At 66.9% G+C, this 23775-nt stretch carries 20 protein-coding genes; 15 read left to right on the top strand and 5 right to left on the bottom strand.

All coding sequences use genetic code 11. The features are described 5' to 3' along the window. Positions 1-88: 88 nt before the first annotated feature. The 7 genes from AC1DRE_RS09995 to AC1DRE_RS09965 all read left to right on the top strand — a co-directional run bounded on the left by AC1DRE_RS09995 (position 89) and on the right by AC1DRE_RS09965 (position 9471). Positions 89-1042, top strand: coding sequence for an SDR family NAD(P)-dependent oxidoreductase (locus AC1DRE_RS09995; protein WP_476984480.1), 954 nt, complete (start codon positions 89-91; stop codon positions 1040-1042). A gap of 2 nt (positions 1043-1044) precedes the next feature. Further along, complete coding sequence (locus tag AC1DRE_RS09990) at positions 1045-1938, top strand: amidohydrolase family protein (RefSeq protein ID WP_476984479.1); 894 nt, start codon at positions 1045-1047, stop codon at positions 1936-1938. Between the two features lies 1 nt (position 1939). After that, entirely contained in the window at positions 1940-3166 is a 1227-nt protein-coding gene (locus AC1DRE_RS09985; protein WP_476984478.1) for an acyl-CoA dehydrogenase family protein, read from the top strand. A 60-nt stretch (positions 3167-3226) separates the two neighbouring features. After that, entirely contained in the window at positions 3227-3682 is a 456-nt protein-coding gene (locus tag AC1DRE_RS09980; RefSeq protein ID WP_104174745.1) for a MaoC family dehydratase, read from the top strand. A 90-nt stretch (positions 3683-3772) separates the two neighbouring features. Further along, positions 3773-5137 (top strand): MFS transporter, encoded by a 1365-nt coding sequence (locus AC1DRE_RS09975; RefSeq protein WP_476984477.1) that lies wholly within the window; start codon positions 3773-3775, stop codon positions 5135-5137. A 42-nt stretch (positions 5138-5179) separates the two neighbouring features. Then, the gene (locus AC1DRE_RS09970) at positions 5180-6763 is read left to right on the top strand and encodes an acyl-CoA synthetase (RefSeq protein WP_476984476.1); all 1584 of its coding nucleotides are present in this window, start codon (positions 5180-5182) and stop codon (positions 6761-6763) included. 128 nt (positions 6764-6891) lie between these two features. After that, on the top strand, positions 6892-9471 hold the full coding sequence (locus AC1DRE_RS09965) for an ATP-dependent Clp protease ATP-binding subunit (RefSeq protein WP_476984475.1): 2580 nt from the start codon (positions 6892-6894) through the stop codon (positions 9469-9471). A 118-nt stretch (positions 9472-9589) separates the two neighbouring features. Here the strand turns inward: AC1DRE_RS09965 and AC1DRE_RS09960 are convergent, their stop codons facing one another. The 3 genes from AC1DRE_RS09960 to AC1DRE_RS09950 all read right to left on the bottom strand — a co-directional run bounded on the left by AC1DRE_RS09960 (position 9590) and on the right by AC1DRE_RS09950 (position 11708). Then, on the bottom strand, positions 9590-10213 hold the full coding sequence (locus tag AC1DRE_RS09960; protein WP_476984474.1) for a LysE family transporter: 624 nt from the start codon (positions 10211-10213) through the stop codon (positions 9590-9592). Positions 10214-10262: 49 nt separating this feature from the next. Beyond that, entirely contained in the window at positions 10263-10814 is a 552-nt protein-coding gene (locus tag AC1DRE_RS09955; RefSeq protein WP_476984473.1) for a dihydrofolate reductase family protein, read from the bottom strand. A gap of 78 nt (positions 10815-10892) precedes the next feature. Then, entirely contained in the window at positions 10893-11708 is an 816-nt protein-coding gene (locus AC1DRE_RS09950) for a class I SAM-dependent methyltransferase (RefSeq protein WP_364123831.1), read from the bottom strand. Between the two features lie 127 nt (positions 11709-11835). Between AC1DRE_RS09950 and AC1DRE_RS09945 the strand changes: the two genes are divergently transcribed. After that, positions 11836-13122 carry an APC family permease gene (locus tag AC1DRE_RS09945; RefSeq protein ID WP_476984472.1) on the top strand — a complete coding sequence of 429 codons (1287 nt, stop codon included), beginning with the start codon at positions 11836-11838 and terminating at the stop codon, positions 13120-13122. Here AC1DRE_RS09945 and AC1DRE_RS09940 read toward each other — a convergent pair. Continuing rightward, positions 13016-13579: a MarR family winged helix-turn-helix transcriptional regulator gene (locus AC1DRE_RS09940; protein WP_476984471.1), complete on the bottom strand. Its 564-nt coding sequence runs from the start codon at positions 13577-13579 to the stop codon at positions 13016-13018. The two genes, AC1DRE_RS09945 and AC1DRE_RS09940, sit on opposite strands and share 107 nt — an antisense overlap. 179 nt (positions 13580-13758) lie before the next feature. On the opposite strand from AC1DRE_RS09940, the gene AC1DRE_RS09935 reads away from it, so the two are divergent. Next, positions 13759-15975 carry an MMPL family transporter gene (locus AC1DRE_RS09935; protein WP_476984470.1) on the top strand — a complete coding sequence of 739 codons (2217 nt, stop codon included), beginning with the start codon at positions 13759-13761 and terminating at the stop codon, positions 15973-15975. Positions 15976-15997: 22 nt separating this feature from the next. On the opposite strand, the gene AC1DRE_RS09930 is transcribed toward AC1DRE_RS09935, so the two are convergent. Next, positions 15998-16927, bottom strand: coding sequence for an NAD-dependent epimerase/dehydratase family protein (locus AC1DRE_RS09930; protein ID WP_476984469.1), 930 nt, complete (start codon positions 16925-16927; stop codon positions 15998-16000). 182 nt (positions 16928-17109) lie between these two features. Between AC1DRE_RS09930 and AC1DRE_RS09925 the strand changes: the two genes are divergently transcribed. The 6 genes from AC1DRE_RS09925 to AC1DRE_RS09900 all read left to right on the top strand — a co-directional run bounded on the left by AC1DRE_RS09925 (position 17110) and on the right by AC1DRE_RS09900 (position 23576). Beyond that, entirely contained in the window at positions 17110-17892 is a 783-nt protein-coding gene (locus AC1DRE_RS09925; protein WP_476984468.1) for a TetR/AcrR family transcriptional regulator, read from the top strand. A gap of 178 nt (positions 17893-18070) precedes the next feature. Then, positions 18071-19402, top strand: coding sequence for an extracellular solute-binding protein (locus AC1DRE_RS09920; RefSeq protein ID WP_476984467.1), 1332 nt, complete (start codon positions 18071-18073; stop codon positions 19400-19402). Positions 19403-19484: 82 nt separating this feature from the next. After that, positions 19485-20453: a carbohydrate ABC transporter permease gene (locus tag AC1DRE_RS09915; RefSeq protein WP_476984466.1), complete on the top strand. Its 969-nt coding sequence runs from the start codon at positions 19485-19487 to the stop codon at positions 20451-20453. 2 nt (positions 20454-20455) lie between these two features. Further along, a complete protein-coding gene (locus AC1DRE_RS09910) occupies positions 20456-21355 on the top strand; it encodes a carbohydrate ABC transporter permease (RefSeq protein ID WP_476984465.1) in 900 nt (299 codons plus the stop codon). A gap of 64 nt (positions 21356-21419) precedes the next feature. Beyond that, the gene (gene arfA / locus AC1DRE_RS09905) at positions 21420-22955 is read left to right on the top strand and encodes an arabinosylfuranosidase ArfA (protein WP_476984464.1); all 1536 of its coding nucleotides are present in this window, start codon (positions 21420-21422) and stop codon (positions 22953-22955) included. A gap of 174 nt (positions 22956-23129) precedes the next feature. Continuing rightward, entirely contained in the window at positions 23130-23576 is a 447-nt protein-coding gene (locus AC1DRE_RS09900) for a hypothetical protein (protein ID WP_476984463.1), read from the top strand. Positions 23577-23775: the final 199 nt, after the last annotated feature.

Raw genomic sequence — 23775 nt, 5'->3', positions numbered from 1 at the left:
TTTTCAACTATCCATATTTTCATGGATACAGAACAGCATCCCACGCCGACGGCCAGGATGCACAAGGTCAGCTAGCAAAGGAGCAGCCATGAGCCTGTCAGGCAAAGTAGCAATCGTCACCGGAAGCGGTCGGGGCCTGGGCCTGGCCTACGCCCGGGAACTCGCCCGCCAGGGTGCCGCCGTCGTCATCAACGACGTCGACGCCGAGGTGGCTGCGGAAGCAGTCCGGACCATCGAAGCCGACGGCGGGAAAGCCGCCGCCGTCGTTGCTCCGGTCGGAAATACGGAGGTTGCCAAACAGCTGGTGCAGGCAGCCGTCTCGGAGTTCGGCCGCCTGGACATCCTGGTCACCAACGCCGGCATCCTGCGGGACAAGAGCCTGCTGAAGATGACCGACGAGGACTTCGACGCCGTCATCAACGTCCACCTCCGCGGCACCTTCACGTGCGTCCGGGAAGCGTTCGCCTACTTCAAGGAGAACGGCATCGCCGGCCGGATCATCACCATCGGCTCGCCCACCGGGCAGCGCGGAAACTTCGGCCAGACCAACTACGCCGCCGCCAAGGCCGGCATCGTTGGCATGGTCCGCACCTGGGCGCTGGAAATGAAGAAGGCCGGCGTGACCGCCAACGCCGTCATCCCGGTGGCCGCCACGGCCATGACCAAGACGGTCCCCTACTTCCAAAAAGCTGTGGAAGCAGAGGAGCGCGGTGAGGCCATGCCGGCTTTCTTCCGCCACGGACTCGGTTTCGGAACGGCCGACGACGTCTCCGGACTGGTGGCCTTCCTCGCCTCCGATGAGGCGGCCGGCATCACGGGCCAGGCCATCGGCGCCGGCGGCGACCGGCTGCAGCTCTGGACCCATCCCGAGGCCGCGGCCACCGAATACCGCGAGGGCGGCTGGCGCTATGAGGACCTCGTAACGAACTTCGGCCCGCTCTTCGGCGGCAAGCTGCAGTCCGTGGGCGAGGAATTCCTCCCGCTGCCCGAGGAACTGCAGCCGGAGGCACAGCCTGCCGCAGCTCCTGCGAAGGTCGGCTAGCCATGGCTGCTGCCCGCTACGAGCTCGGCATTGACGCCTCGACGCTCGACGCGATCGACATGCACGTCCACCTCGAAGTGGACGGCCACGGCCATGAGTCCTTGCCGCCGGCCCTCACCGAGGCTTCCGCCAAGTACTTCAAGTCCGAGGACCGCACCCCCTCGCTGGACCGCATCGCCGAGATCTACCGCGGACTGAACATGGCCGCCGTCGTGTTCACCGTGGACGCCCGCACCCAGCTCAAGCACGAACCCAACAGCATTGAGGACCTGATCGCCGGCGCCGCCCGGAACAACGACGTGCTGATCCCCTTCGGCAGCGTGGACCCGCGCACCGGCGCCGAGGCGATCCAAGGGGCCAAACGCCAGGCCATCGACCTGGGTGCCCGCGGCTTCAAGTTCCACCCCAGCCTGCAGGGCTTCGACCCCTCCGATGAACAGTTCTATCCCCTGTGGGAGACCCTCCAGGAACTGGGCCTGCCAGCCATCTTCCACACCGGGCAGAACGGCATGGGCGCAGGCCTTCCCGGCGGGTACGGCATCAAACTGGCGTATTCCAACCCGCTCCTGCTGGACGCCGTGGCCGCGGACTTCCCGGAACTGCAGATCATCATGGCCCACCCCTCCGTGCCGTGGCAGGACGAGGCCAACTCCATCGCCACGCACAAGGCCAACGTGTTCATCGACCTCTCCGGCTGGTCGCCCAAGTACTTCCCGGAGTCGCTGGTGCGGCTGTCCAATTCCGTGCTGCAGGACAAGGTCCTGTTCGGCACGGACTTCCCGCTCATCACGCCACAGAAATGGCTGGCCGCGTTCGCGGACCTTCCGCTCAAGGACGAGGTCCGGCCGAAAATCCTCAAGCACAACGCCGTGCGCCTGCTCGGACTGGACGGCTGAGATGAGCACGACGACGGCGGAACCCGCCGTGGGTGCCGCGGAACGCCTCTACGAAGTGGCCGACTACTACGACGCCGAGTCCCTCCTCACCGGGGCGGAACGCCGCGTGCTGGGACGGCTGCGGAGCTTCCTGGACCGGGAAGCGCAGCCCCTGCTTGCCGAGTACTGGGAGCGGGGCGAGTTTCCGCAGCAGCTCGCGCAGCCGCTGATCGACCTGGACCTGATGGAGCCCGCTGACCTCACAGGTACGGGTCCGGGCCGCGGGGCGGCCAGCGGCATCTACCAGGGCTTCCGGATCTTCGAGCTGGCCCGCACCGACGCGTCCCTGGCCACCTGGTACACCTCCCAGGCCGGGCTGTTCCGGACAGCCATCCGCGTGGGCGCTTCGGCGGAGCAGCAGGCCGAATGGATGCCGAAGGTCATCGACTTCTCGCTCAAAGGCGTTTTCTCGCTCACCGAACCTGACTCCGGTTCGGACATCGCCGGCGGACTCTCCACCAGCGCCCGCCGCGAGGGGGACTCCTGGGTCCTGGACGGCGCCAAGCGCTGGATCGGGGGAGCCGCCACGGCTGACGTGCTCGCGGTGTTCGCCCGCGACGCGGCCGACGGGCAGGTCAAGGCCTTCCTCGTTGACCGGCAGGCGGACGGCGTGACGCTGGAGAAGATCCACGGCAAGACAGCACTGAGGATGATGCAGAACGCCCACATCACCCTCGAGCGCGTCCGTGTTCCCGAGTCCAGGCGCCTGCACAACGTGAACTCCTTCAAGGACGTGGCCGCGATGCTCCGGGCCATGCGGTCGGACGTCGCCTGGATCGCCACCGGCATCCAGGCCGGCGCGTTCGAAGCCGCCCTGCGGTACGTCACGGAACGCCGACAGTTCGGCCGCCCGCTGGGATCCTTCCAGCTGGTCCAGGAAAAACTCGCCCGGATGCTCGGCAACGTCACGGCCTCCCTGTCCCTGGTGGTCCGGCTCACCGAACAGCAAGCCAAGGGCATCTACCGCGACCAGGACTCCGCCCTGGCAAAAATGCAGACATCCCTGCTGATGCGCGAAACCGTGGCCCTGGCGCGCGAAGTGGTGGGCGGCAACGGCATCACCCTCGAAGCCGACGTCGCCAGGTTCCACGCCGACGCCGAAGCCGTCTACTCCTACGAAGGCACCCACGAAATCAACGCGCTCATCGTGGGCCGCGCCCTCACCGGCGAAAGCGCCTTCGCCCGCTGACGCAGCACCGCACCGCCGTTGTACTTCCGCAACTCCAAAAACCCACAACAGGAGGCACAGATGCCCAATCTCGTCGTCGACTTCGACAAACTGCTCACGCTCGCCGGAACCGACCTCGGCGTGACGGAATACCGCGAAATCACCCAGGAACAGATCAACAAATTCGCCGACGCCACCGGCGATGACCAGTGGATCCATGTGGACCCCGAACGCGCCAAGGACGGCCCGTTCGGCGCCCCGATCGCCCACGGCTTCCTCACGCTCTCGCTCATCATCCCGTTCTGGGGCGAGCTGTTCGACGTCGACGGCGTCACCACCAAGGTGAACTACGGCCTGGACAAGGTCCGTTTCACCTCGCCGGTGAAGGTGGGCTCGCGGATCCGCATGCAGGCCACTATCGCCGAAGTCACCGAGGTCAAGGGCGGCGCCCAGATCAAGGTGGCCAACACCATCCAGATTGAAGGCCAGGAACGCCCCGCCGTCGTGGCCGAATTCCTGGCCCGCTTCTACAAGTAGGCCGCTCCTGCAAAAGCAGTCCGCTTCAAAAGATCCACCGCTCCTGCAAGTAACCAATCCCGTTTTGTCCCTCTGTCCTAAGGAACAGCCATGTCCGGACTCACTCAGCTCCAAGCCATGGGTACTGCCGAACGCCGCAAGGAAGCGCGCACGGTCATCGCCTCCAGCTATCTGGGCAGCACCATCGAGTACTACGACTTCCTCCTCTACGCCACGGCCGCCGCGGTGGTCTTCCCCAAGGTCTTCTTCTCCGGAATGGACGACTGGGTAGGCGTGGTGGCCGCCTACGGCACCTTCGCCGCCGGCTACGTGGCACGCCCGCTCGGCGGCATCATCTTCGGCCACTTCGGTGACAGGCTGGGCCGCAAGGGAATGCTCATCGTGTCCATGCTGGTCATGGGCGTGGCCTCCACCCTGATCGGCCTGGTCCCCGGTGCATCCGTGGCAGGTCCGTGGGGCGCCGTGATGCTGGTCATCCTCCGCGTCTTCCAAGGCATCGCCGTCGGCGGCGAATGGGGCGGAGCCGCCCTGATGGCGCTGGAACACTCGGAGTCGGGACGGCGGGGCTTTGCGGCGTCGTTCGTAAACGCCGGTGCGCCGACGGGCGCCGTGCTGGGCACCTTCATCATGGGCGCGTTCTCTTCACTGCCGAACGACCAGTTCCTCGCCTGGGGCTGGCGCGTGCCGTTCCTCCTCTCCTTCGTGCTGCTGGGCGTGGGCATGTTTGTCCGCCTGAAGGTCTCCGAGAGCCCCATCTTCAAGGCCGCGCTGGAACAGGAGAAGCGGGAGCAGGCCGACGGCTCGCAGCCGACCGGCGGCGCCGCACCGGCCCGCCGTGAAATTCCCCTCCTCCAGGTGCTCCGCCGCCCCAAGACGCTGGTCTTCACCATGCTGGCCGGAGCCGCGGGGTTCGCCCTGCAGGTGGTGCTGGCAACGTTCGCGGTGACGTTCGCCGTCTCCAAGGGCGCCGACCGCCAGGGCGTGCTTTACGCCTACGCCGCCGCCTCACTGGTGTCCATCGTCTTTGTGGTCCTGGGCGGCAGGCTCTCGGACAAGCTGGGCCGGCGGCCGGTGATGGTGGGCGGACTCGTGCTGTTCATCGCCTACCTCGTGCCGATGTTCCAGCTGCTGTCCTCCAACAACATCATGCTGATCTTCGTGGCGTTCGCCGTGGGCCTGATGATCCACTCCACGCTGTTCGGCCCGCTGGCGGCCTTCGTCTCCGAACAGTTCGGCACCACGTCCCGCTACACGGGCGCGTCGCTGGGCTACCAGCTGGCAACGCTGCTCGGCGCAGGGTTCACGCCCGGCATCGTGGCGCAGATCTTCAAGGATTCCGGCCAGAACACCGGTTCGGTCGTGTGGTACCTGGCCATCATGTCGGTGGTGTCGATCGTCTTCATCCTGCTCACCCGGGAACCCAGGAACAACGATCTCGAGACTGTCCGGCCCTGATCCGGCCGCCAAGGACTACCGTCTAATTAGAAAGGATTTGCCGTGGAAAATTTTGGCATCGGCTCGTGGCTGCAACGGCGCCGCCCGAAGTCGGGCAACAAGACAGCAATCATCGCCGGGGACCGGGAGCTCAGCTACGAGCAACTGGCCGAACGCTCCATCCGGCTCGCCAACTCCTTCCGGGACCGCGGCGTGGGCCGCGGGGACCGGGTGGCCTACCTCGGGGAGAACGATCCGTCCTTCCTGGAGGCACTTTTCGCCTGCGGCACCCTGGGCGCCATCTTCGTCCCGCTCAATACACGGCTGGCCCCGCCCGAAATCCAGTTCCAGCTGCAGGACTGCGGTGCCGTCCTGCTGGTGCACGCGGATAGCCTGTCGGAACTGGCGGTCCGCGGCGGTGCGGGGACCGCGGTGCGCCGGCGGATCGCCGTCGACCGTTCCCCGGGTGCCGCCCCGGCGGAAAGTGAAGAGGAAGGCACGACGGCGGCGGCCGAGGACTACGAGGACGTCGTCGCGTCCGGCGCGGAGGTAGCCCCGGACGAGCCGGTGGGCCTGGACGACGGCGCCATGATCCTCTACACCTCGGGAACCACCGGGCATCCCAAGGGCGCCTTGCTGACCCACGGAAACATCACCTGGAACTGCATCAACGTGATTGTCGATTTCGACTTCGCCTCCACGGACGTAGCCCTGATGATCTCCCCGATGTTCCACGTGGCGTCCCTGGACATGGGCGTCCTGCCCACGTTGCTGAAGGGCGGCACCGTGGTCCTGGAGCCCAAATTCGATCCCCTCCGGACCTTGCAGCTCATCGAACGGCACCGGGCCACCACCATCAGCGGGGTGCCCACCACCTACCAGATGCTCTGCGAACACCCCGCCTGGGACGCCACGGATCTCAGCTCCCTGAACAAGCTGACCTGCGGCGGGTCCGCCGTGCCGCTGCGCGTTCTGGATGCCTACGAGAAGCGCGGGTTGCGGTTCTCGAACGGCTACGGGATGACTGAGACGGCACCGGGCGCCACCACGCTGCCGGCGGCACGGTCCCGGGACAAGGCCGGATCGTCCGGACTGCCGCACTTCTTCACCGAGGTCCGGATAGCCGACCTCGCCGGACCTGAGGCGGAGCCGGCGGTGCCGGGCACAGTGGGGGAGATCCAGATCAAGGGCCCCAACGTCATCCACGAATACTGGAACCGGCCCGACGCGACGGCCGATTCCTACACCGGGGACGGCTGGTTCAAGTCCGGCGACATGGGCTACAAGGATGATGGCGGCTTCGTGTTCATCTCGGACCGGCTCAAGGACATGATCATCTCCGGCGGCGAGAACATCTATCCGGCCGAGGTGGAGCAGGCCATCACGGAGCTCGACGCCGTCGGCAGTGTGGCGGTGATCGGTGTGCCGGATGAAAAATGGGGCGAAGTGCCGCGGGCCGTGGTGCTCCTGCGGGACGGTGCACAGCTGAGCGAAGAGCAGCTGCGGGCACACCTGGACGGCCGCCTGGCCCGCTACAAGATTCCCAAGTCGGTGGTGTTCGTAGACGAGATGCCCCGGACGGCGAGCGGCAAGATCCGGAAAGCGGACCTGAGGAAGCTCACGCCCGCGAATGGGCAGCTGCAGTAGCGCGAACGGGCACTTGCGGCCCCGCGCAGTAGCGCGAACGGGCACGTGCGGCCCCGTCCCGGGCCGGGAATAATCTTCGTAGCTAGAGACTTGAGTCAATTGCACTCAACTTTACCTACGGAGGGTACATGCCAACGTTTTTTGGACCTGCCGGTACCGGCAGCGGTTCGTTTGACGAGTTCCTTGCGCGCTACCTGCAGGGCCAGCGCGCAGCCCGGTCCGGGCGCCCCACGGACATCACCCGGCTGCTGAGCCGCCGCACCCACGAAGTGCTCTCGCTTGCCGGCCAGTTCGCCGTGGACCTCGGACACGGCGATGTCGATGCCCTGCATATCCTGCGGACGATGGCCGGGGCGGAGCCGGCCACCAGCTACGTGCGCCGCGCCGGGGCCGACCCCGCGGCAGTGGCCAGGGCGGCTGAAGAGCGCCTGCCGGAGAAGTCCGGCCGGGCGGCGACAACCGCTCCTGCGCTGACACCGTCCGCGCAGCGCGCCCTGCTCGATGCCTACCAGGTGGCCCGGGCGTTCGGGTCAACCTACATCGATCCGGAGCACCTGTTCTTCGCCCTGGTGCTCAACCAGGACGCCCCCGCCGGGCAGGTGCTCGCCGCGGCAGGCGTCACGCCGGAGTCCTTCCAGGCCGGGGCACGCGAGGCTGCCGGCACCGATCCGTCCGGAGCCGGCACCCCGGACGCTGCGGCATCCGCAAGCGCTCCCGGCACCGTTTCGGAAACTCCGACGCTGGACACCTACGGGACTGACCTGACGGCCCTGGCTCGCTCCGGCGGCCTTGACCCGGTCATCGGGCGCTCCGATGAAACAGCCCAGACCATCGAGGTCCTTGCCCGGCGCACCAAGAACAATCCGGTGCTGATCGGCGAAGCGGGCGTGGGCAAGACGGCCATCGTCGAAGGACTGGCCCAGGCCATTGCCGCCGACACCGTGCCTGAACAGCTCCGCAACAAGCGGGTCATTTCGCTGGATCTCCCGGCCATGCTCGCAGGGACCCGCTACCGGGGCGACTTCGAGGAGCGCCTGACCAAGGCGATGGACGAAGTCACCGCGAACCCGGGCCAGTTCATACTCTTCATCGACGAGCTCCACACCGTCATCGGTGCAGGCGGCGCGGGCGACGGCGGCATGGACGCGGGCAACATCCTGAAACCGCGGCTTGCCCGCGGCGAACTCCACGTGGTGGGAGCCACCACCCTGAACGAATACCGCAAGGTGGAGAAGGACCCCGCGTTCGAACGCCGCTTCCAGCCCGTGCAGGTAGGGGAGCCTTCCATCGAAGATGCCGTGCAGATCCTTTCCGGGCTGCGCGAGCGGTATGAAGAACACCACGGTGTCCGCTACACCGACGAGGCGGTCAGGGCCGCCGTCGAACTGTCCGCCCGCTACGTGACGGACCGGTTCCTTCCCGACAAGGCGATCGACCTTATTGACCAGGCCGGTGCCAGGCTGAGCCTCAAGCTCGGGTCCCGCCAGGACGCTGCCGGTCTCCGCGAGCGGCTGGACGCGCTCGAGGAATCAAAGAACGCCGCCATTGCTGCGGAGGACTTCGAAGCGGCCTCCCGGTTCCGGGACGAAGCGAAAGACCTGAAGGAGAAGCTCGACGGCGGCGCGGCCGGCCAGGAAGCCGACGGCGGCGGGTCCGCCGTCGTGGGTGAAGCGGAGATCGCCGAGATCATCTCCCGCGCAACCGGCATCCCGGCAAGCCGGATCACCGAGGGTGACCGGGAACGCCTGGCCAGGCTGGAAGAAGACCTGCACCAGCGGGTGGTGGGCCAGGAGGACGCCGTGAGCCTGATTGCGAAGTCCGTTCGCCGCAACCGCACGGGCATGGGTGCCGCAGGCAGGCCAATCGGGAGCTTCCTGTTCCTGGGCCCCACCGGTGTGGGCAAGACCGAACTCGCCAAAGCGCTGGCGGGCTCGCTCTTCGGCAGCGAGGACTCCATGATCCGTTTCGACATGAGCGAGTTCGGTGAACGGCACACCGTGAGCCGCCTGGTTGGTGCCCCTCCGGGGTACGTGGGTTACGACGAAGCCGGGCAGCTGACCGAGCGGGTGCGGCGCAATCCGTACTCGATCGTGCTGCTCGACGAGGTCGAGAAGGCCCACCCGGACGTGTTCAACCTCCTCCTGCAGGTCCTCGACGACGGGCGCCTGACGGACGGGCACGGACGCACCGTGGATTTCCGCAACACGGTGGTCATCATGACCTCGAACCTGGGGTCGGAGTTCCTGGCCAGCAAGGCGGGACCCACCGGATTCACCGCCGCGGGGGAGGGAAGCGCGTTCGGCTCGGAGAAGGCCCTGCGCGACCGCGTGCTGGCGCGGCTGCGTGAATCGATGCGGCCGGAGTTCCTTAACCGCATCGACGAGATCGTGCTGTTCCGCAGGCTCGACCAGGCCCAGCTGCGGCAGATCGTCCGGCTGATGCTGAACGATACCGAAGCCCGCCTGCGCTCGCAGGGCATCGGCCTGGATGTCAGCGAGGACGCGGTGGACTGGATCGCCGAGCGGGGCTACGAACCCGAATACGGTGCGCGGCCCATGCGGCGGGTGATCCAGCGCGAGCTCGACGACAGGATCGCCGACCTGCTGGTGGGCTCCGGCCTGGCGGCCGGGGGACAGGTCACTGTTTCCGCGGACGGGCCTGAGCTGGTGGTGGCTGCGGGTAGCCCGGAGGTTCCGCTGGCCGCCTAGCTGGTGGATCAGCGCGCACGGACAGCAGCGGCCCGGCCGGTGACGCCTGAGGCGTCACCGGCCAAGCCGCGGGCTAGCGCGAACGGACAGCTGCGGCCCTGCTTTTGAAGCCCTGCCGCTAGTGGATCAGAGCGAGCATGATCCCCACGCCCACGAACAGGACGCCGAACGTCCGGTTCAGGATCTTCTGCCCGCGCGCGTTGTGCGTGAACCGCTGGAACGATTTGGCCGCGGCGGCGAAGAAGAACCACATGACCAAAATGTCGATGACCACCACGGTGGCAGTCAGGACCAAATACTGGAGCAGCAGCGGCTGTTCCGGCCGGATGAACTGCGGCATGAAGGCCAGGAAAAAGATGATGGCTTTGGGGTTCAGCAGATTGACCCACAGGCCGCGGCGGAACATGGAGGGGGCCGGTTCGTTGCGGAGTTCGGCCGCTTTCTCCTGGTCCAGATCGGGCTTGTGCAGGAACTGCCGGATGCCCAGGTAGACCAGATAGGCGGCCCCTGCATACCGGATCACGTTGAAGGCCACGAGGGAGCTGGCCACCAGGACGCCCACGCCCAAGGCCACGATCAGCACATGGACCACCAGTGCAGCCTGCTGGCCCAGTATTCCCCAGATGGACCGCCGGAATCCCGAATTCAGCGAGTTGCTCATGGTGTTGATGGCACCGGCTCCGGGAGTGAAACTGATCAGGACGCCGGCGCCGGCCAGGGCCAGCCAAAGGGAGGATTGCACCAATCCAGTTTAGGGGCGGGAACGCTGCCGCAGCATCGCCGTGTTTCCTCTAGGCGCCCAAACGGCCGTAGCGGAGGATCATGTTCCCCTTGCTGGTGCGCTGCGAATCCTGCAGCTCCAGCCGCGTCACGGGGTCGCCGTCCTCGAACAGGCGGCGTCCGCTTCCGGCGATTACGGGGTGGACCATCAGCATCAGAGAATCCAGCAGGCCGGCGAACAGAAGCTGGCGGGTGAGCGAGATGCTGGCGAACACGGCAATCTCGCCGCCGTCGCCGTCCTTGAGGCCGGCCACAAACTCCTCCAGCGGGGCATCCATGAGGCGGGAGTTCTGCCATCCGAGCTCACCCGAAAGTGTCCTCGATGCCACGAACTTCGGCAGCTTGTTGATGAACTCGCCGAAGTCGGCGTCGTCGGCCGCGCTGGGCCAGTAACTGGCCCACTGCTCGTAGCCGATCCGGCCGAGGAGCCCGGTTTCCACCCGTGCCATCATCTGATTCATCCCCGCGCCGAGTTCCTCATCGAAACTGTCGAACTGCCAGAGGTTCGGGGACTCGACCACGCCGTCCACGGAATAGAAAAGGCCTGCGGTCAACGTGCGCATTGTGGGTTCTCCTCGCTGGTGGTTTTCCTTCGCATCCTAGGGACAGAACGGAGCCCAGGGAATGGGCTGCAGGAAGTACTAGGCCCTTGCGATGACTTCGCCGTTGGGGATCAGGAACCAGCCGTCGTCCGTGGAGCCCCAGCGGTGCCATCCGGCCGAGATCCGGGCCAGGTCCGCCGCGTTGGCGAAGCCGTATTCCAGGGCCTGGTCCGCGAATGCCGAGTGCAGCACACGCTCGCCCCACACCCGGGCCTGCCATCGGCGCTGCTGGCCGGTGGCATACAGCCAGTTGCTGCTGGTGGGTGCCACGTCGGTGAACCCTGCGGCCTGCGCCCACGAGACCAGCCGGCGTCCGGCATCGGGCTCGGCCCCGTTGCGCCGGGCAATGCGCTGGTAGAGCTCCATCCACTCGTCCAGTTCCGGGATGGCGGGATACCAGCTCATGCCGTGGAAATCGGCGTCCCGCACTGCCACAATGCCGCCCGGTTTGGCCACCCGGCGCATCTCTCGCAGGGCCTCGACGGGATCCGTCAGGTGCTGGAGCACCTGGTGGGCGTGGACAACGTCGAACGTTTCGTCCTCGAAGTCGAGGTCATAGATGTTGCCGGCCAGGAACTCGACGTTCTCCACCCCGCGCTCGGAGGCAAGGGCGGTGGCGTGGGCGATCACATCCGGGGAGCGGTCCAGCCCGGTCACGTGCCCCGGCGCCACCAGGCCGGCGAAATCGCAGGTGATGCTGCCCGGCCCGCAGCCGACGTCCAGCACGGACGCCCCCGGCGTGAGGTAGGGGATGACGAACGCGGCTGAATTCTCGGCGGTCCGCGAGGCATGGGCACGGACCACTGATTCGTGGTGTCCGTGCGTGTACACATCTTCAGGCTGCTGCGCACTCATAAGGAAACGCTACAGCGCCGTGGGGGAAATGCGCGGCAGCCGGGCGGAAGGAAAACAGGCAGTTTATGGTGCCTCGCCGTCCGTTTCCCCACTTCTGCTGCCCGCCGTTCTGCGGATGATTGGAGGAGTGGGAAACAACAAATCCAGCAATCCGGCAGGGCTCGGGCTGTTCCGGGCAACAGGCATCTACGTGGGCGCAATCCTCGGATCGGGCATCCTGGTGCTCCCGGCCATCGCCGCCCGGGAAGCGGGCCCGGCCTCGCTGCTCGCATGGGCCGCCCTGCTGGTGTTCTGCACGCCCGTCGCCTTCAGTTTCGCTGAGATGAGCCGCCAGGAGCCCGACGCCGGCGGGATCGCCCACTTTGTCACCCGGGCCTTCGGGCGCCGCGCCTCCGTGGTGGCCGGCTACCTGTTCTACTTCGCCATCCCGTTCGGCGCGCCCGCCACCGCGGTGATCGGCGGCAACTACATCGCCAATGCGCTGGGCGGCGGCCACGGGACCGCGCTGGTGGCCGCGGCGCTGCTGCTGGCGGCCGGATTCGCGAGCAACGCCGTCGGAATCAAGCTGTCCAGCCGCCTCCAGCTGGTGCTGATGGTCCTCCTTGTGGCGCTGCTGGCGCTCGCCGTAGCCGTGGCCGCACCCTTTGCCAAAGCGGAGAATTTCCAACCCTTCGCGCCGCACGGCTACTGGGCCGTCGGCGGAGCGGCCAGCCTGCTGTTCTTCTGCTTCGCGGGATGGGAGGCGGTGACGCACCTGGCGGCCGAGTTCCGGGATCCCGGCCGCGACCTCAAGCGCGCCACGTGGCTGACGCTCGTCGTCGTCGGGGTGGTGTACATCGGCGTCGTGGCAGCCTCCGTGGCCGTACTGGGTCCGGCCCTGCCCGGAAGTCCGGTGCCGGTCGCCGACCTGCTCGAAAAGGGGCTGGGGCCGCTGGCGGCCCCGCTGACCGCGGTTGCCGCGGCTGTGCTGACGTTCGGCCCGCTCAACACGTTCATCGCCGGCGCGAGCCGGCTCGGTGCCCGGCTGGCGGCCGACGGCGTGCTGCCGCCGGCGATGGCGCGCGGCGGCGGGCCGGGCGAGGTGCCTTCCGTGAGCCTCGCCGTCCTGGCCGGGATGACATTTCTGTCCTTCGGGGCGGCGGTCGCCGGGCTGGCCAGCATGCAGTTCCAGATCGGCGCTGCCTCGGCCTGCTTCACAGCAGTGACGGCCTTCGGCCTCGCGGCGGGCACCCGGCTGCTGCGGCCCGGAACGCCGGCGTGGTACGGCGTTATCGTCGCTGCGGCGGTGATGCTGCTGATCCTGCTGTTCAGTGGCTGGGCGCTGGCGGTTCCGGCGCTGCTGGCCGCGGCCGCGGTGTGGTCGGGGGCGCGGCTGCTGCCGGTTCCTGCGCGGCCGCTTCCTGTGCTGCGCTGATAGTCGCCCCGATCATGGACTCCATGAAGCGGGCGGCCACCTCCAGTTCCGCCGCGGTGAACTCCGCCATGGCGGCGCCCATGTGGCGGGCCAGCGGAAGGAACATGGCGCCGCCGTCGCGGTAGGCCTTGGGAGTCATACGGAGCTGGACCTGCCTGCGATCCGCTCCCTGGCGTTCGCGCACCACGTGCCCCGAGCCCGACAGCCGGTCGATCAGCGCCGTGGTGGCCGGGGAGCTGAGGTTCAGTTCCTTCCGGAGCACCCCGGGGGTGACGATCTGCTCCTTGGCCGTGTGCCGCATGATCACGGCCAGGGCATTGAGGTCCGTGCGGTGCATGTCATTGCGTCCGCCGGCGGAATCCACATACCGGTTGGCCTCGAGGGTGAACTCCTGCAGCAGCCGGACAAGGCCCTGGGGTGCAGCCGGTTCGGGCCGTTCGGATGACTCTTCGGACACGTCGACCTCCTTCTGCAGTGGCTTCGCAAATGCTCCGGCCTCGCGAAGATTCTCTCACTCAAAGCCGGACGGCACGATTTTCGGCGTGTACTTATCTCTACCTTGTACTTATCTCTATGGTGGAGATAGTCTATTATGGAGTTGATTCTACCCGGCCGAGGCAAGCACCAGAAGGACACATGAAACAGAGACATCCCGGCACTGCGCGCGTTCCGTTCTGGCTCCGCTGGCTGGTCCCCGTGTTGCTGGTAATCACGTGGCTGGCCATCGCGGGCCTCGGCGGCCCCACCTTCGGCCGGCTGGACGAAGTGTCCTCCAATGACCAGGCTTCGTTCCTGCCCTCTGGTGCGGAAGCCACGGAGGCCCAGGACTGGCAGGCAAAGTTCAGGGACTCGGATGAGATCCCGGCCGTCATCGTCGTCGAAAGCGGTTCCGCCTTCACTCCTGCGCAGCTGGGCGAGGCCGCCGTCCTCAAGGGCAAGCTCGAGGAAGTACAGGCAGGCAGCGCGGTCATCGGCCCCATCCCGTCGGAGGACGGCAAGGCGGTCCAGTTTGTGGTGCCCATTTCCTCCTCGGGCGAAGTCAAGGAGATCGTCCAGGAGTTGCGCGATGAGGTTCAGGCTTCGGCTCCGGAGGGAATGCGGACGTTCGTTACGGGTCCCGCGGGGCTGACCGCGGACCTGGTGAGCGCCTTCGCGGGCATCGACGGCATCCTGCTGCTCGTTGCCCTTGCCGCCGTGTTCATCATCCTGCTGATCGTCTACCGTTCCCTGCTCCTGCCCATCGCGGTGCTTTTCACCTCGGTGTTCGCGCTGTGTGCGGCCATCCTGCTGGTGTTCGGTATGGCCAAGCTTGGCTGGATCCAGCTCAGCGGCCAAAGCCAAGGCATCCTCTCCATCCTGGTCATCGGTGCCGCGACGGACTACGCGCTGCTGTACGTGGCCAGGTTCCGGGAGGCGCTGACCCACACCACCAACCGCACCGCGGCAGTCCTCACTGCCTGGAAGGCCTCCTTTGAGCCCATCCTGGCTTCCGGCGCCACGGTGATCATCGCCCTGCTGTGCCTGCTGTTCTCCGACCTCAACTCCAACAAGGCGCTGGGGCCGGTGGCGGCCGCCGGCATCCTGTGTTCGCTCTTAGCGGCCCTCACGCTGCTTCCGGCCCTGATGGCGTTGCTGGGCCGTGCCGCCTTCTGGCCGTTCCGGCCCAAGCTGGTGCCCGAAACCGAGCGTGAACCGCAGCTGGTCACCGGCCTCGAAGGCCAGAAAGGGCTGTGGCGCGCCACCGGCTCGCTGGTCTCCCGCCGGCCCCGGACCGTCTGGGTGGCCTCCGTGCTGCTGCTCCTGGTAGCGTCCGCCGGCATCCTGCAGCTCAAGGCCAACGGTGTGCCGCAGACCGACGTCATCCTGACGGCGTCCAACGCGGTGGACGGCCAGGACGCCCTGGCCCGCCATTTCGACGCCGGCTCCGGCAGCCCCGTGGTGGTCGTCGCTGACGAGGCGAAGGCGGAGGACTTGCTGGAGGCAACCAAGGCGACGGACGGCGTCGGCGACGCCTACCTGCTGGCGGACGGCGGCGCGCCCATCATCAGCGGTTCGCAAGCCGCGCCCGGCGCACCCGCGGCGCCCGGTGTCCGGGACGGCAAGGTGCTGATCAACGCGACCCTGAACTATGCGGCAGACTCCGGTGACGCCGAGAACGTGGTGGTGAAGCTGCGCGAGAACGTCAAAGCGGTCGACGGCGGCGCGCTGGTGGGCGGCGTGACCGCGACGGCCCTGGACACCAACACCACGGCCCAGCGCGACCTGGTGGTCATCATCCCCGTGGTGCTCGCCGTCATCCTGGTGATTCTGATGCTGCTGCTGCGCTCGGTGCTGGCCCCGGTGCTGCTCGTTGCCTCGGTGGTTCTCTCCTACGCCGCCGCCATGGGGGTCTCCGCCCTGGTGTTCAACAACATCTTCGGGTTCCCGGGCGCCGATGCCACTGTGCCGCTCTTCGGCTTTGTGTTCCTGGTGGCGCTTGGCGTCGACTACAACATCTTCCTGATGAGCCGGGTCCGCGAGGAATCGCTCAAGCACGGCACCAGGCCCGGGATCCTGCGGGGCCTCGGTGTGACGGGCGGCGTCATCACCTCAGCCGGTGTGGTGCTCGCCGCAACGTTCGCTGCGCTGGGTGTCATCCCCATCATGTTCCTCGTGCAGCTCGCCTTCATCGTCGCGTTCGGGGTCCTGCTGGACACGGTGCTGGTCCGCTCGCTGCTGGTCCCCGCACTCTCCTGCGACCTGGGCCGGCGGATCTGGTGGCCCGGCAAGCTCAGCCGGCCGGAGCCCGATGCGCGGGTACAGCGGGACGCCGGTACCCCGGAATCCGAACCGGAGACCGCCGGCCGCCGCTAGCCGGGGTCCGCCGTCCGGAGCCTCAAGCCTGCCCCCGCCACCAGGCCACCGTGGCGGCGGCGGCCTCCGGAAGGGGAGTCGGATGCAGGCCCAGGCTGGCTTCGCTCACCCGCGAGTCCATCACGAACGGCCGCTCGAACTGGTAGAGCATCTCGGCAACCTCCCGCATTCCGGGGGCGAACACCCCGATTATCCGCAGCAGCCAGCCGGGTATGGCGCCAACCTTCGCGGAAGCCACGCCGCCGGCTTCGGCGAAGGCGGTGGCGAGCTCGCGCTGGGTGAGGGCCGGGCCTGTGGGGGCATGCCACACCCGGTTCCACAGCCCCGGCGTCTGCGCCGCCCGGATCATGGCTGCGGCAAGGTCCGGCACGTAGGTGAAGGAGTGGGGCTGGTCTGCGCTGCCGATCACCAGCAGCCGCTTTCCGGCCAGCACCGCCGGCACGATGCGTTCGCCGGCGTGGGAGGTCCGCACCTGCGGACCGAAGAAGTCGCCCGCCACGACGCTCACGGTGTTCGTAGGGGAGGCTGCACGTGCCTTCAGCAGTTCGGTGCGCACACCGCGCTTGCCGCCCTGCGCCTCCCGGGGGCTGTCTTCAGCCATGACGGCGTCCGGCTGGCTGTAGGAGTACAGGCTCTCAGGAAATACGACGACGGCGCCCGCCTTGCCTGCCGCCGCCAGTACGGCCTCCTCGGCTTGCGGGAGCTCCTTTCGCCACGCTTCCGCTGCGTAGGCGGAGCCGTGGATGCAGTGGAACACGGCCGCCGCCCCGTCAAAAGCCTCGCCAAGCAGCGCGGGGCTGGAAACGTCCACGGACATCCTGTCGATGAGGGGGTGCTCAGGACCGCTGCCGGAACGGGTCAGGATCCGCACCCGTTTGCCTTGACCGGCAAGTTGCTCCGCGACGGTCCAGCCAACGGGACCGGCGCCGGTGACCACATACAGTTCGGGCATTGGCTTCTCTTTCCTATGGAATGTCATTCTGCTCTTCAGCAGCCAGTCTGCGGTTGATCCGCCATCCTGCGCTCTATCGAGAGAGCAGTGCTCTCGAAACAAGGATGTCCCTTGAGGGCGGGCATGTCAAGAGCAGTGCTCTCAATTGTTGACAGTGCTCTGATTCGTGGAATGCTGGACTCATGCCAGTCCCTGATTCCTCCGCACCCGGCCCCCGCTCAGCCGGCGCGGCCGCCGGTGAAGCCAGTGCTCCGGCGCCCCGCACGCCGCGGGAGCGCGCCAGGGCGCAGACCGTCGCCGATATCGTCCGGCTGGGCCGGGAGCACCTGGCCGTCCACGGGGCCGGAGCGCTGTCGCTTCGGGCCGTGGCGCGGGACCTTGGCGTCGTCTCTTCCGCGGTGTACCGGTACGTGGAAAACCGGGACGAACTGCTGACCCTTCTGCTGATCGACGCCTACGGCGAGCTCGGCGACGAGGTGGATGCCGCCGTCGGCCGCGTGGCGGACGCGGACTTCATGGGGCGCTTCCAGGCGCTGGGCCGCGCCGTCCGCGGCTGGGCCATCCGCGAGCCCGCCCGCTACGCCCTGCTTTTCGGCAGCCCGGTACCGGGATACCGGGCCCCTGCCGAGCGCACTACCGGGCCGGGGACCCGGGTGATCTCTAGCCTGATGGCCATCTTCGACGCCGCCTGGCGGGCAGGCGCGTTGGGCGCCGAGGCGGCGCCCGCGGGCGGGATTCCTGCGGTTCCCGGCCCCCTGGCGCCCGACCTGCACGCCATCCGGGAGGAGCTCGGCCTGGCCTTGCCCGATGATCTGCTGGCGCGCGGCGCACTGGCGTGGACGTCACTCTTCGGAGCCGTCAGCTTCGAAGTCTTCGGGCAGTACGGGGCGGACACCTTCTCGGCCCCTGACGCGCTTTTCGAACATCATCTCCGGGTGCTGGGCGGGCTGGCCGGGCTGGGCTAGGGGCCAATGTGGCCGCCGGGGCCAGCGGTTTCGTAGCAATTGTGAACGCTAACAAAAAAGTCTTGTCTGCCCTTCTACAACGATGTAAAGTGTGGTGCAGCCCACGGTCGCGCAGGCCGGCTTCCGGTCATCCGAAGGCGGCTACAAGTTTTGTCCGGCTACGTCCAAAGGAGTGACGGTGAAGCACCAGGATTCCGGCAGTACCCATTTGAACCGCAGGCAATTGCTGCTGAGCGGAGGTGCCCTGTTCGGCGGGCTCGCCCTCGCCGGTGGCCTGAGCGGGTGCGGCGGTGCAGCCCAGGCCGCCGCGGACGACATCCGCTTCTGGCACCTGCTCTCCGGCGGAGACGGCATCAAAATGATGGCCATGATCGACAAAGCCAACGCGGACCACGCTGACTTCAGGATCAAGCCCACTGTGCTCGCCTGGGGCGCGCCGTACTACACCAAACTGGCCATGGCCTCTGCGGGCGGGCGGCCGCCCGAGGTGGCCATCATGCATGCGGCCAGGGTGCCCGGCTATGCTCCCGGCGGACTGCTGGATGCCTGGGACCTGGACCTGCTCGCGGAGTTCGGGGTGCGGCCGGAGGACTTCGGCCCGAGAATCTGGGAGAAGAGCCAGTTCAACGGCAAGGTGTTTTCGCTGGCCCTGGACTCGCACCCGTTTGTGATGCTCTACAACACGGAGGTGGCGGGCAAGGCCGGCGTGCTGGGGGACGACGGGAAGCTGGCCAAGATTTCCTCGCCGTCACAGTTCCTCGAAGTAAGCCGTGAACTGCAGCGCGTCACCGGCAAGCACGGACTCTCCTACGGATACCTGGGCGACGGCGCGCAGATGTGGCGTCTGTTCTATACCCTCTACCGGCAGCACGGCGCGGACTTCGTCCTGGATCCCGGCAAACCCGCCCAGGTGGAGCGGGATGTGGCCATCGACTGCCTGGAGTACATCAAGTCCCTGCTGGATAACACCATTTCCACAAGAAGCGGCGACGGCGGCACCGCCATCGCGGAATTCGCCAGTCAGGGGTCGGGGCTGCTTTTCACCGGCGTTTGGGAACTGCCCACCATGAAGACGGCGGGTGTTCCGCTCGGAGCCAGCACCATCCCCACCCTGTTCGGAACGCCGGCTGCCTTCGCCGACTCGCACTCGTTCGTGCTGCCGCACCAGGCGAAGCTTGACGAATCCAAGCGCCGCGGTGTGTACCAGTTCGTTGCGTCGATGCTCCAGGGCTCCCTGAGCTGGGCGGAGGCCGGCCACATTCCGGCCTACCAGCCGGTGGTGAAGTCCAAGGAGTACGCGGCACTGGATCCGCAGGCGGATTATGCGAACGCGGCGGACATCATCAACTACGATCCCGAGGCCTGGTTCACGGGTTCCGGATCCGACTTCCAGAGCTATTTCGCCGAGAACGTCCAGAACGTGTTCCTCGGACGGGACAAGGCCACCGACGGCTGGGACGCCTTCATGAAGCGCATCAACGCGGTCCTCGCCATGCCTAACCCGGTGTGAGCACCTAACCCGGCAGCACTGCCGGAGCACGCATCGCCGAATCCCGATTGAGCACCGCCCCGTTCGTGACAAAGGAGTCCTCATGAGCACCGCCCCAACAACAGCGCCCGCCGGGAAATCAACCCGCAGCCGGCGCGACGATATCCCAGCGCCCACCATCCCAGCGCCCGCGGCGAAATCATCCCGCTCCAGGCGCGACAACATCCACGGCTGGGCCTTCTCTGCCCCGTTCCTGGCCTTCTTCCTGACGTTCCTGGTCTGGCCCATGATTTCCGGGGCCGTCATGAGCCTCACCGGAAAGTCGCTCACCGGCGCCAACAGCGGGTTCATCGGCCTGGCCAACTACACCGAGGCGTTCGCCGACCAGGACATGTGGCGGTCGCTGGGGAACACCCTGTACTTCACGCTAATCAGCACCGTGCCCCTGGTAGTCATCGCCCTGGCCCTGGCAGCACTGGTCAACATGGGCCTTCCCGCGCAGTGGCTGTGGCGGCTCTCCTTCTTCTCGCCCTTCCTGCTCGCCTCCACCGTGGTCTCGCTCTTCTTTGCCTGGATGTACAACCCGGAGCTTGGGCTGTTCAACGATTTGCTTGCCAACCTGGGCATTCCGCCGGTGGCCTGGCTGAACGATCCCGCCGTGGCGATGTGGGCCATCGTGATTGCGACGGTCTGGTGGACCGTGGGCTTCAACTTCCTGCTGTACCTGGCCGCGCTGCAGAACATCCCGCAGCAGCACTATGAAGCGGCCTCGCTCGACGGCGCCGGCGGCTGGCGGCAGTTCTTCTCCATCAGCCTTCCCCAACTGGGCCCCACCACGGTGATGATCGTTATCCTGCAGATCCTCGCGTCCCTGAAGGTCTTTGACCAGATCTACCAGATGACCGAAGGCGGACCGGGCGGAGCGACCCGCTCCATCGTGCAGTACATCTTCGAGGCCGGATTCACGGGCTACCGGCTGGGCTACTCCGCAGCCATTTCCTACATCTTCTTCGGCCTGATCCTGCTCATCGCACTGGCCCAGGTCTTCACCGCACGGAAAAGGAGCGCCTAGCCATGGCCACCACCACACTTTCCAAGCCTGCACTCCGGCCCAAGGGCTCCGCCGAAACCGTGCCAAACCGCCGGCCGAAGACGCCGCTGGCCCGCATCCTGGCCACCGCCGTCGTCTCCGTCCTCGCCGTGGCGTGGCTCGTGCCCTTTGCCTGGGCCACCGCCACCGCACTGAAGACCGAAACGGATGCCGCGACCACCCCCATCAGCTGGATCCCGGCGTCGGGCTTCACCTTCGATGCCTTTGCCAAAGTGCTGCAAAGCGGCAACATCCCCACCTGGACGCTCAACTCACTGTTCACTTCCGCGGCGATCACCGCCATCACGCTGGTGATCTCCGCGTCCGTGGCCTACGCCATTTCGCGGATCGACTTCCGCGGCAAGAAGATGCTGATGGGCGTGATCGTGGCCTCCATCATCATTCCTCCGCCGGTCCTCATCATTCCGCTGTTCCAGCAGATGCAGTCGCTGAACCTGATCGACACTTACTGGGCGTTGATCCTGCCGCAGGTGATCCACTCGCCCATGGTGTTCGTGCTCAAGAAATTCTTCGACCAGATTCCGCGTGAACTCGAGGAGGCAGCCCTGATGGACGGCGCGGGCCGGCTGCGGATCTTCACCACGATTGTGCTCCCGCTGTCCCGCCCGATCCTTGCCGCCGTGGCCATCTTTGTGTTCATCGGGGCGTGGAACAACTTCCTGTGGCCGTTCATTGCCACGAACGAGAGTTCCCTGCTCACTTTGCCTGTGGGGCTGCAGACCATCAAGAGCGCCTACGGCATCCAGTACGCCCAGAACATGGCCTCCGCCCTGCTGGCCGCACTGCCCCTGATCGTGGTGTTCCTGTTCTTCCAGCGGCAGATCATCAGGGGCGTGGCCACCACCGGCCTCGCCGGCACCTAGGCCATCGCCGGACCTCAACACCCTGCGCCATCCACACCAAGCCAAACACCAGGACAGGAGCAAAATGTCCCGCGCACGAATCACCATTGACCGCGACTTCACCGTAGGTGAAGTTCCCCGCCGGATCTTCGGATCCTTTGTTGAGCACATGGGCCGCTGCGTCTACACCGGCATCTACGAGCCGGGCCATCCCCGGGCGGACGACCGCGGTTTCCGCCGTGACGTTATGGACCTCGTCAAGGAACTCGGCGCCACTGTCGTCAGGTACCCCGGCGGAAACTTCGTCTCCGGCTACAACTGGGAGGACGGCATCGGACCGGTCGCGGACCGGCCCCGCCGGCTGGACGGCGCCTGGCACACGCTGGAAACCAACGCGTTCGGGCTGCACGAATTCGTGGACTGGTCCCGCGAAGCCGGGGTGGAGGTCATGGAAGCCGTCAACCTCGGCACCCGCGGCGTCGATGCCGCCCGCGAACTGGTGGAATACGCCAACATCCCGTCCGGCACCCGGCTGTCCGACCTGCGCCGCAAGAACGGCCATGAGGACCCCTTCAACATCAAGCTGTGGTGCCTGGGCAACGAGATGGACGGGCCGTGGCAGATCGGGCACAAAACGGCCGAGGAGTACGGCCGGCTGGCCCAGGAAGCCGCGAAGGCCATGCGGTTCGTGGATCCCGACATCGAACTCGTGGCCTGCGGCAGCTCGAACTCGGGCATGCCCACCTTCGGCGCGTGGGAGCAGACCGTCCTGACCCACACCTACGATCAGGTGGACTACGTCTCGCTGCACGCTTACTACCAGGAGCACGACGGCGACGCCGGCAGTTTCCTGGCCAGTGCCGTGGACATGGACTACTTCATCGAATCCGTGATCGCCACAGCGGACGCCGTCCGGGCCAAGGGCAAGCACAAGAAGCACATCAACCTGTCCTTCGACGAATGGAACGTCTGGTACACCCGTCCCGGTGACGCCGACAGCCCGGCGGAAGTGGGCAGGCACGGCTGGCGCGAGCACCCCCGCGTCATCGAGGACCAGTACAACGTGACGGACGCCGTCGTCGTCGGGACCTTCCTCAACTCCCTGCTCCGGCACGGAGACCGCGTCAAGATCGCCAACCAGGCGCAGCTGGTCAACGTGATCGCCCCCATCCTGAGTGAGGAAGGCGGGCCTGCGTGGAAGCAGACCATCTTCCACCCGTTCGCCCGCATGGCCGAGCTGGCCCACGGCCAGATCCTCCGGCTGGCGGTCGATTCGGACAAGTACAGCAACACCAAATTCGGCGACGCCGACCTCGTGGACGTCAGCGCCACCTGGAACGAGGAGACGGGGCGCATCGCGCTGTTCCTCGCCAACCGCGGGCTGGAAGAGGCGGCGGACATCGAAGTGGTGCTTCGCGGCTTCGACGCCCGGCAGGTGGTCCGGGCCGAAGTGCTCCGGATTCCTGACGGCGCCGACCGTTTCATCACCAACACGCAGGAAAACCCCGGCGCCGTCGGTCTCACTCCGCTGGAGGGGGTCAAGGCCGCCGGCGGCGAAGTCCGTGCAAGCCTGCCCGCCCTTTCGTGGGCTGCCATCGAACTGGAGGTCGTGCGCAACTGAGGTGAAGTGCTGACACAGTGACGGGCGACGGCGGGCGGCACGTTTTCGTGGCCGCCCGCCGTCGTGCGCGGGGCCGGGGACGGGGCCCGTTCGGCCCTGTCGGACGGCCGGCCGGATGGGTAGACTGCCACTGCGCCCGTCCGGGCGTCCGATGCTTCCAGGAGGGATCCGTCAGTGTCAGAGAACAGTGAATTCGAAGCACCAAAGCAGCCCGCCACCGAACCCGCGCCGGCAGGCGAAGCGGACAGCGGTCAGTATGTCGACGGTGACTACGGCAAAGCGGGAATTGCTCGCGAGGACGAAATGACCGCCGTCGAAGGCGAGTATCCCGAAGGCGATTATGGAACCGCCGGGGATGTCGAGGAACCGGCCGGCGCCGTCGAAGGCGAGTACGAGGCCGGCGACTACGGCAAGGCCGGCACGGCGGGGGAGAACCTCGTCACCGTTGAGGAAGCCGAGTATCCGGACGGAGACTACGGAGCCGCCGGCACGGCAGGCGCTGCCGGGAGCGCCGAGGGCATTGAGAGTGTGCCTGAGGAGCACCGGCTGGTCGAGGACGAAGTGCCCGTGGAAGACGAGGCCGACAAAGAAGACGAGGATCAGCCGCGCGATCCCGCCTGAAAAAGCCCGCCTAGGACGCTGCCCGGGGGCCGTTCACGCACAGCGAAACCCGGCCGCGGCCGCCGTCGTAATGCCTGTAAACCGGGGGAAACCCGGGTCCTTCGCCGCAATCCCCCGCCGCCGCAATCCAAAGTTGAGTCGAACTGGCTCAACTTTGGATTGACTTAAATCCGGCCATGAGTAAAGTTGAGTGTAGATC

The organism is Arthrobacter sp. P4_H3 (genome assembly GCF_056400885.1).
Note: the sequence above shows the minus strand (reverse complement) of the source record. Positions and strands in the feature narration are given on the sequence as shown.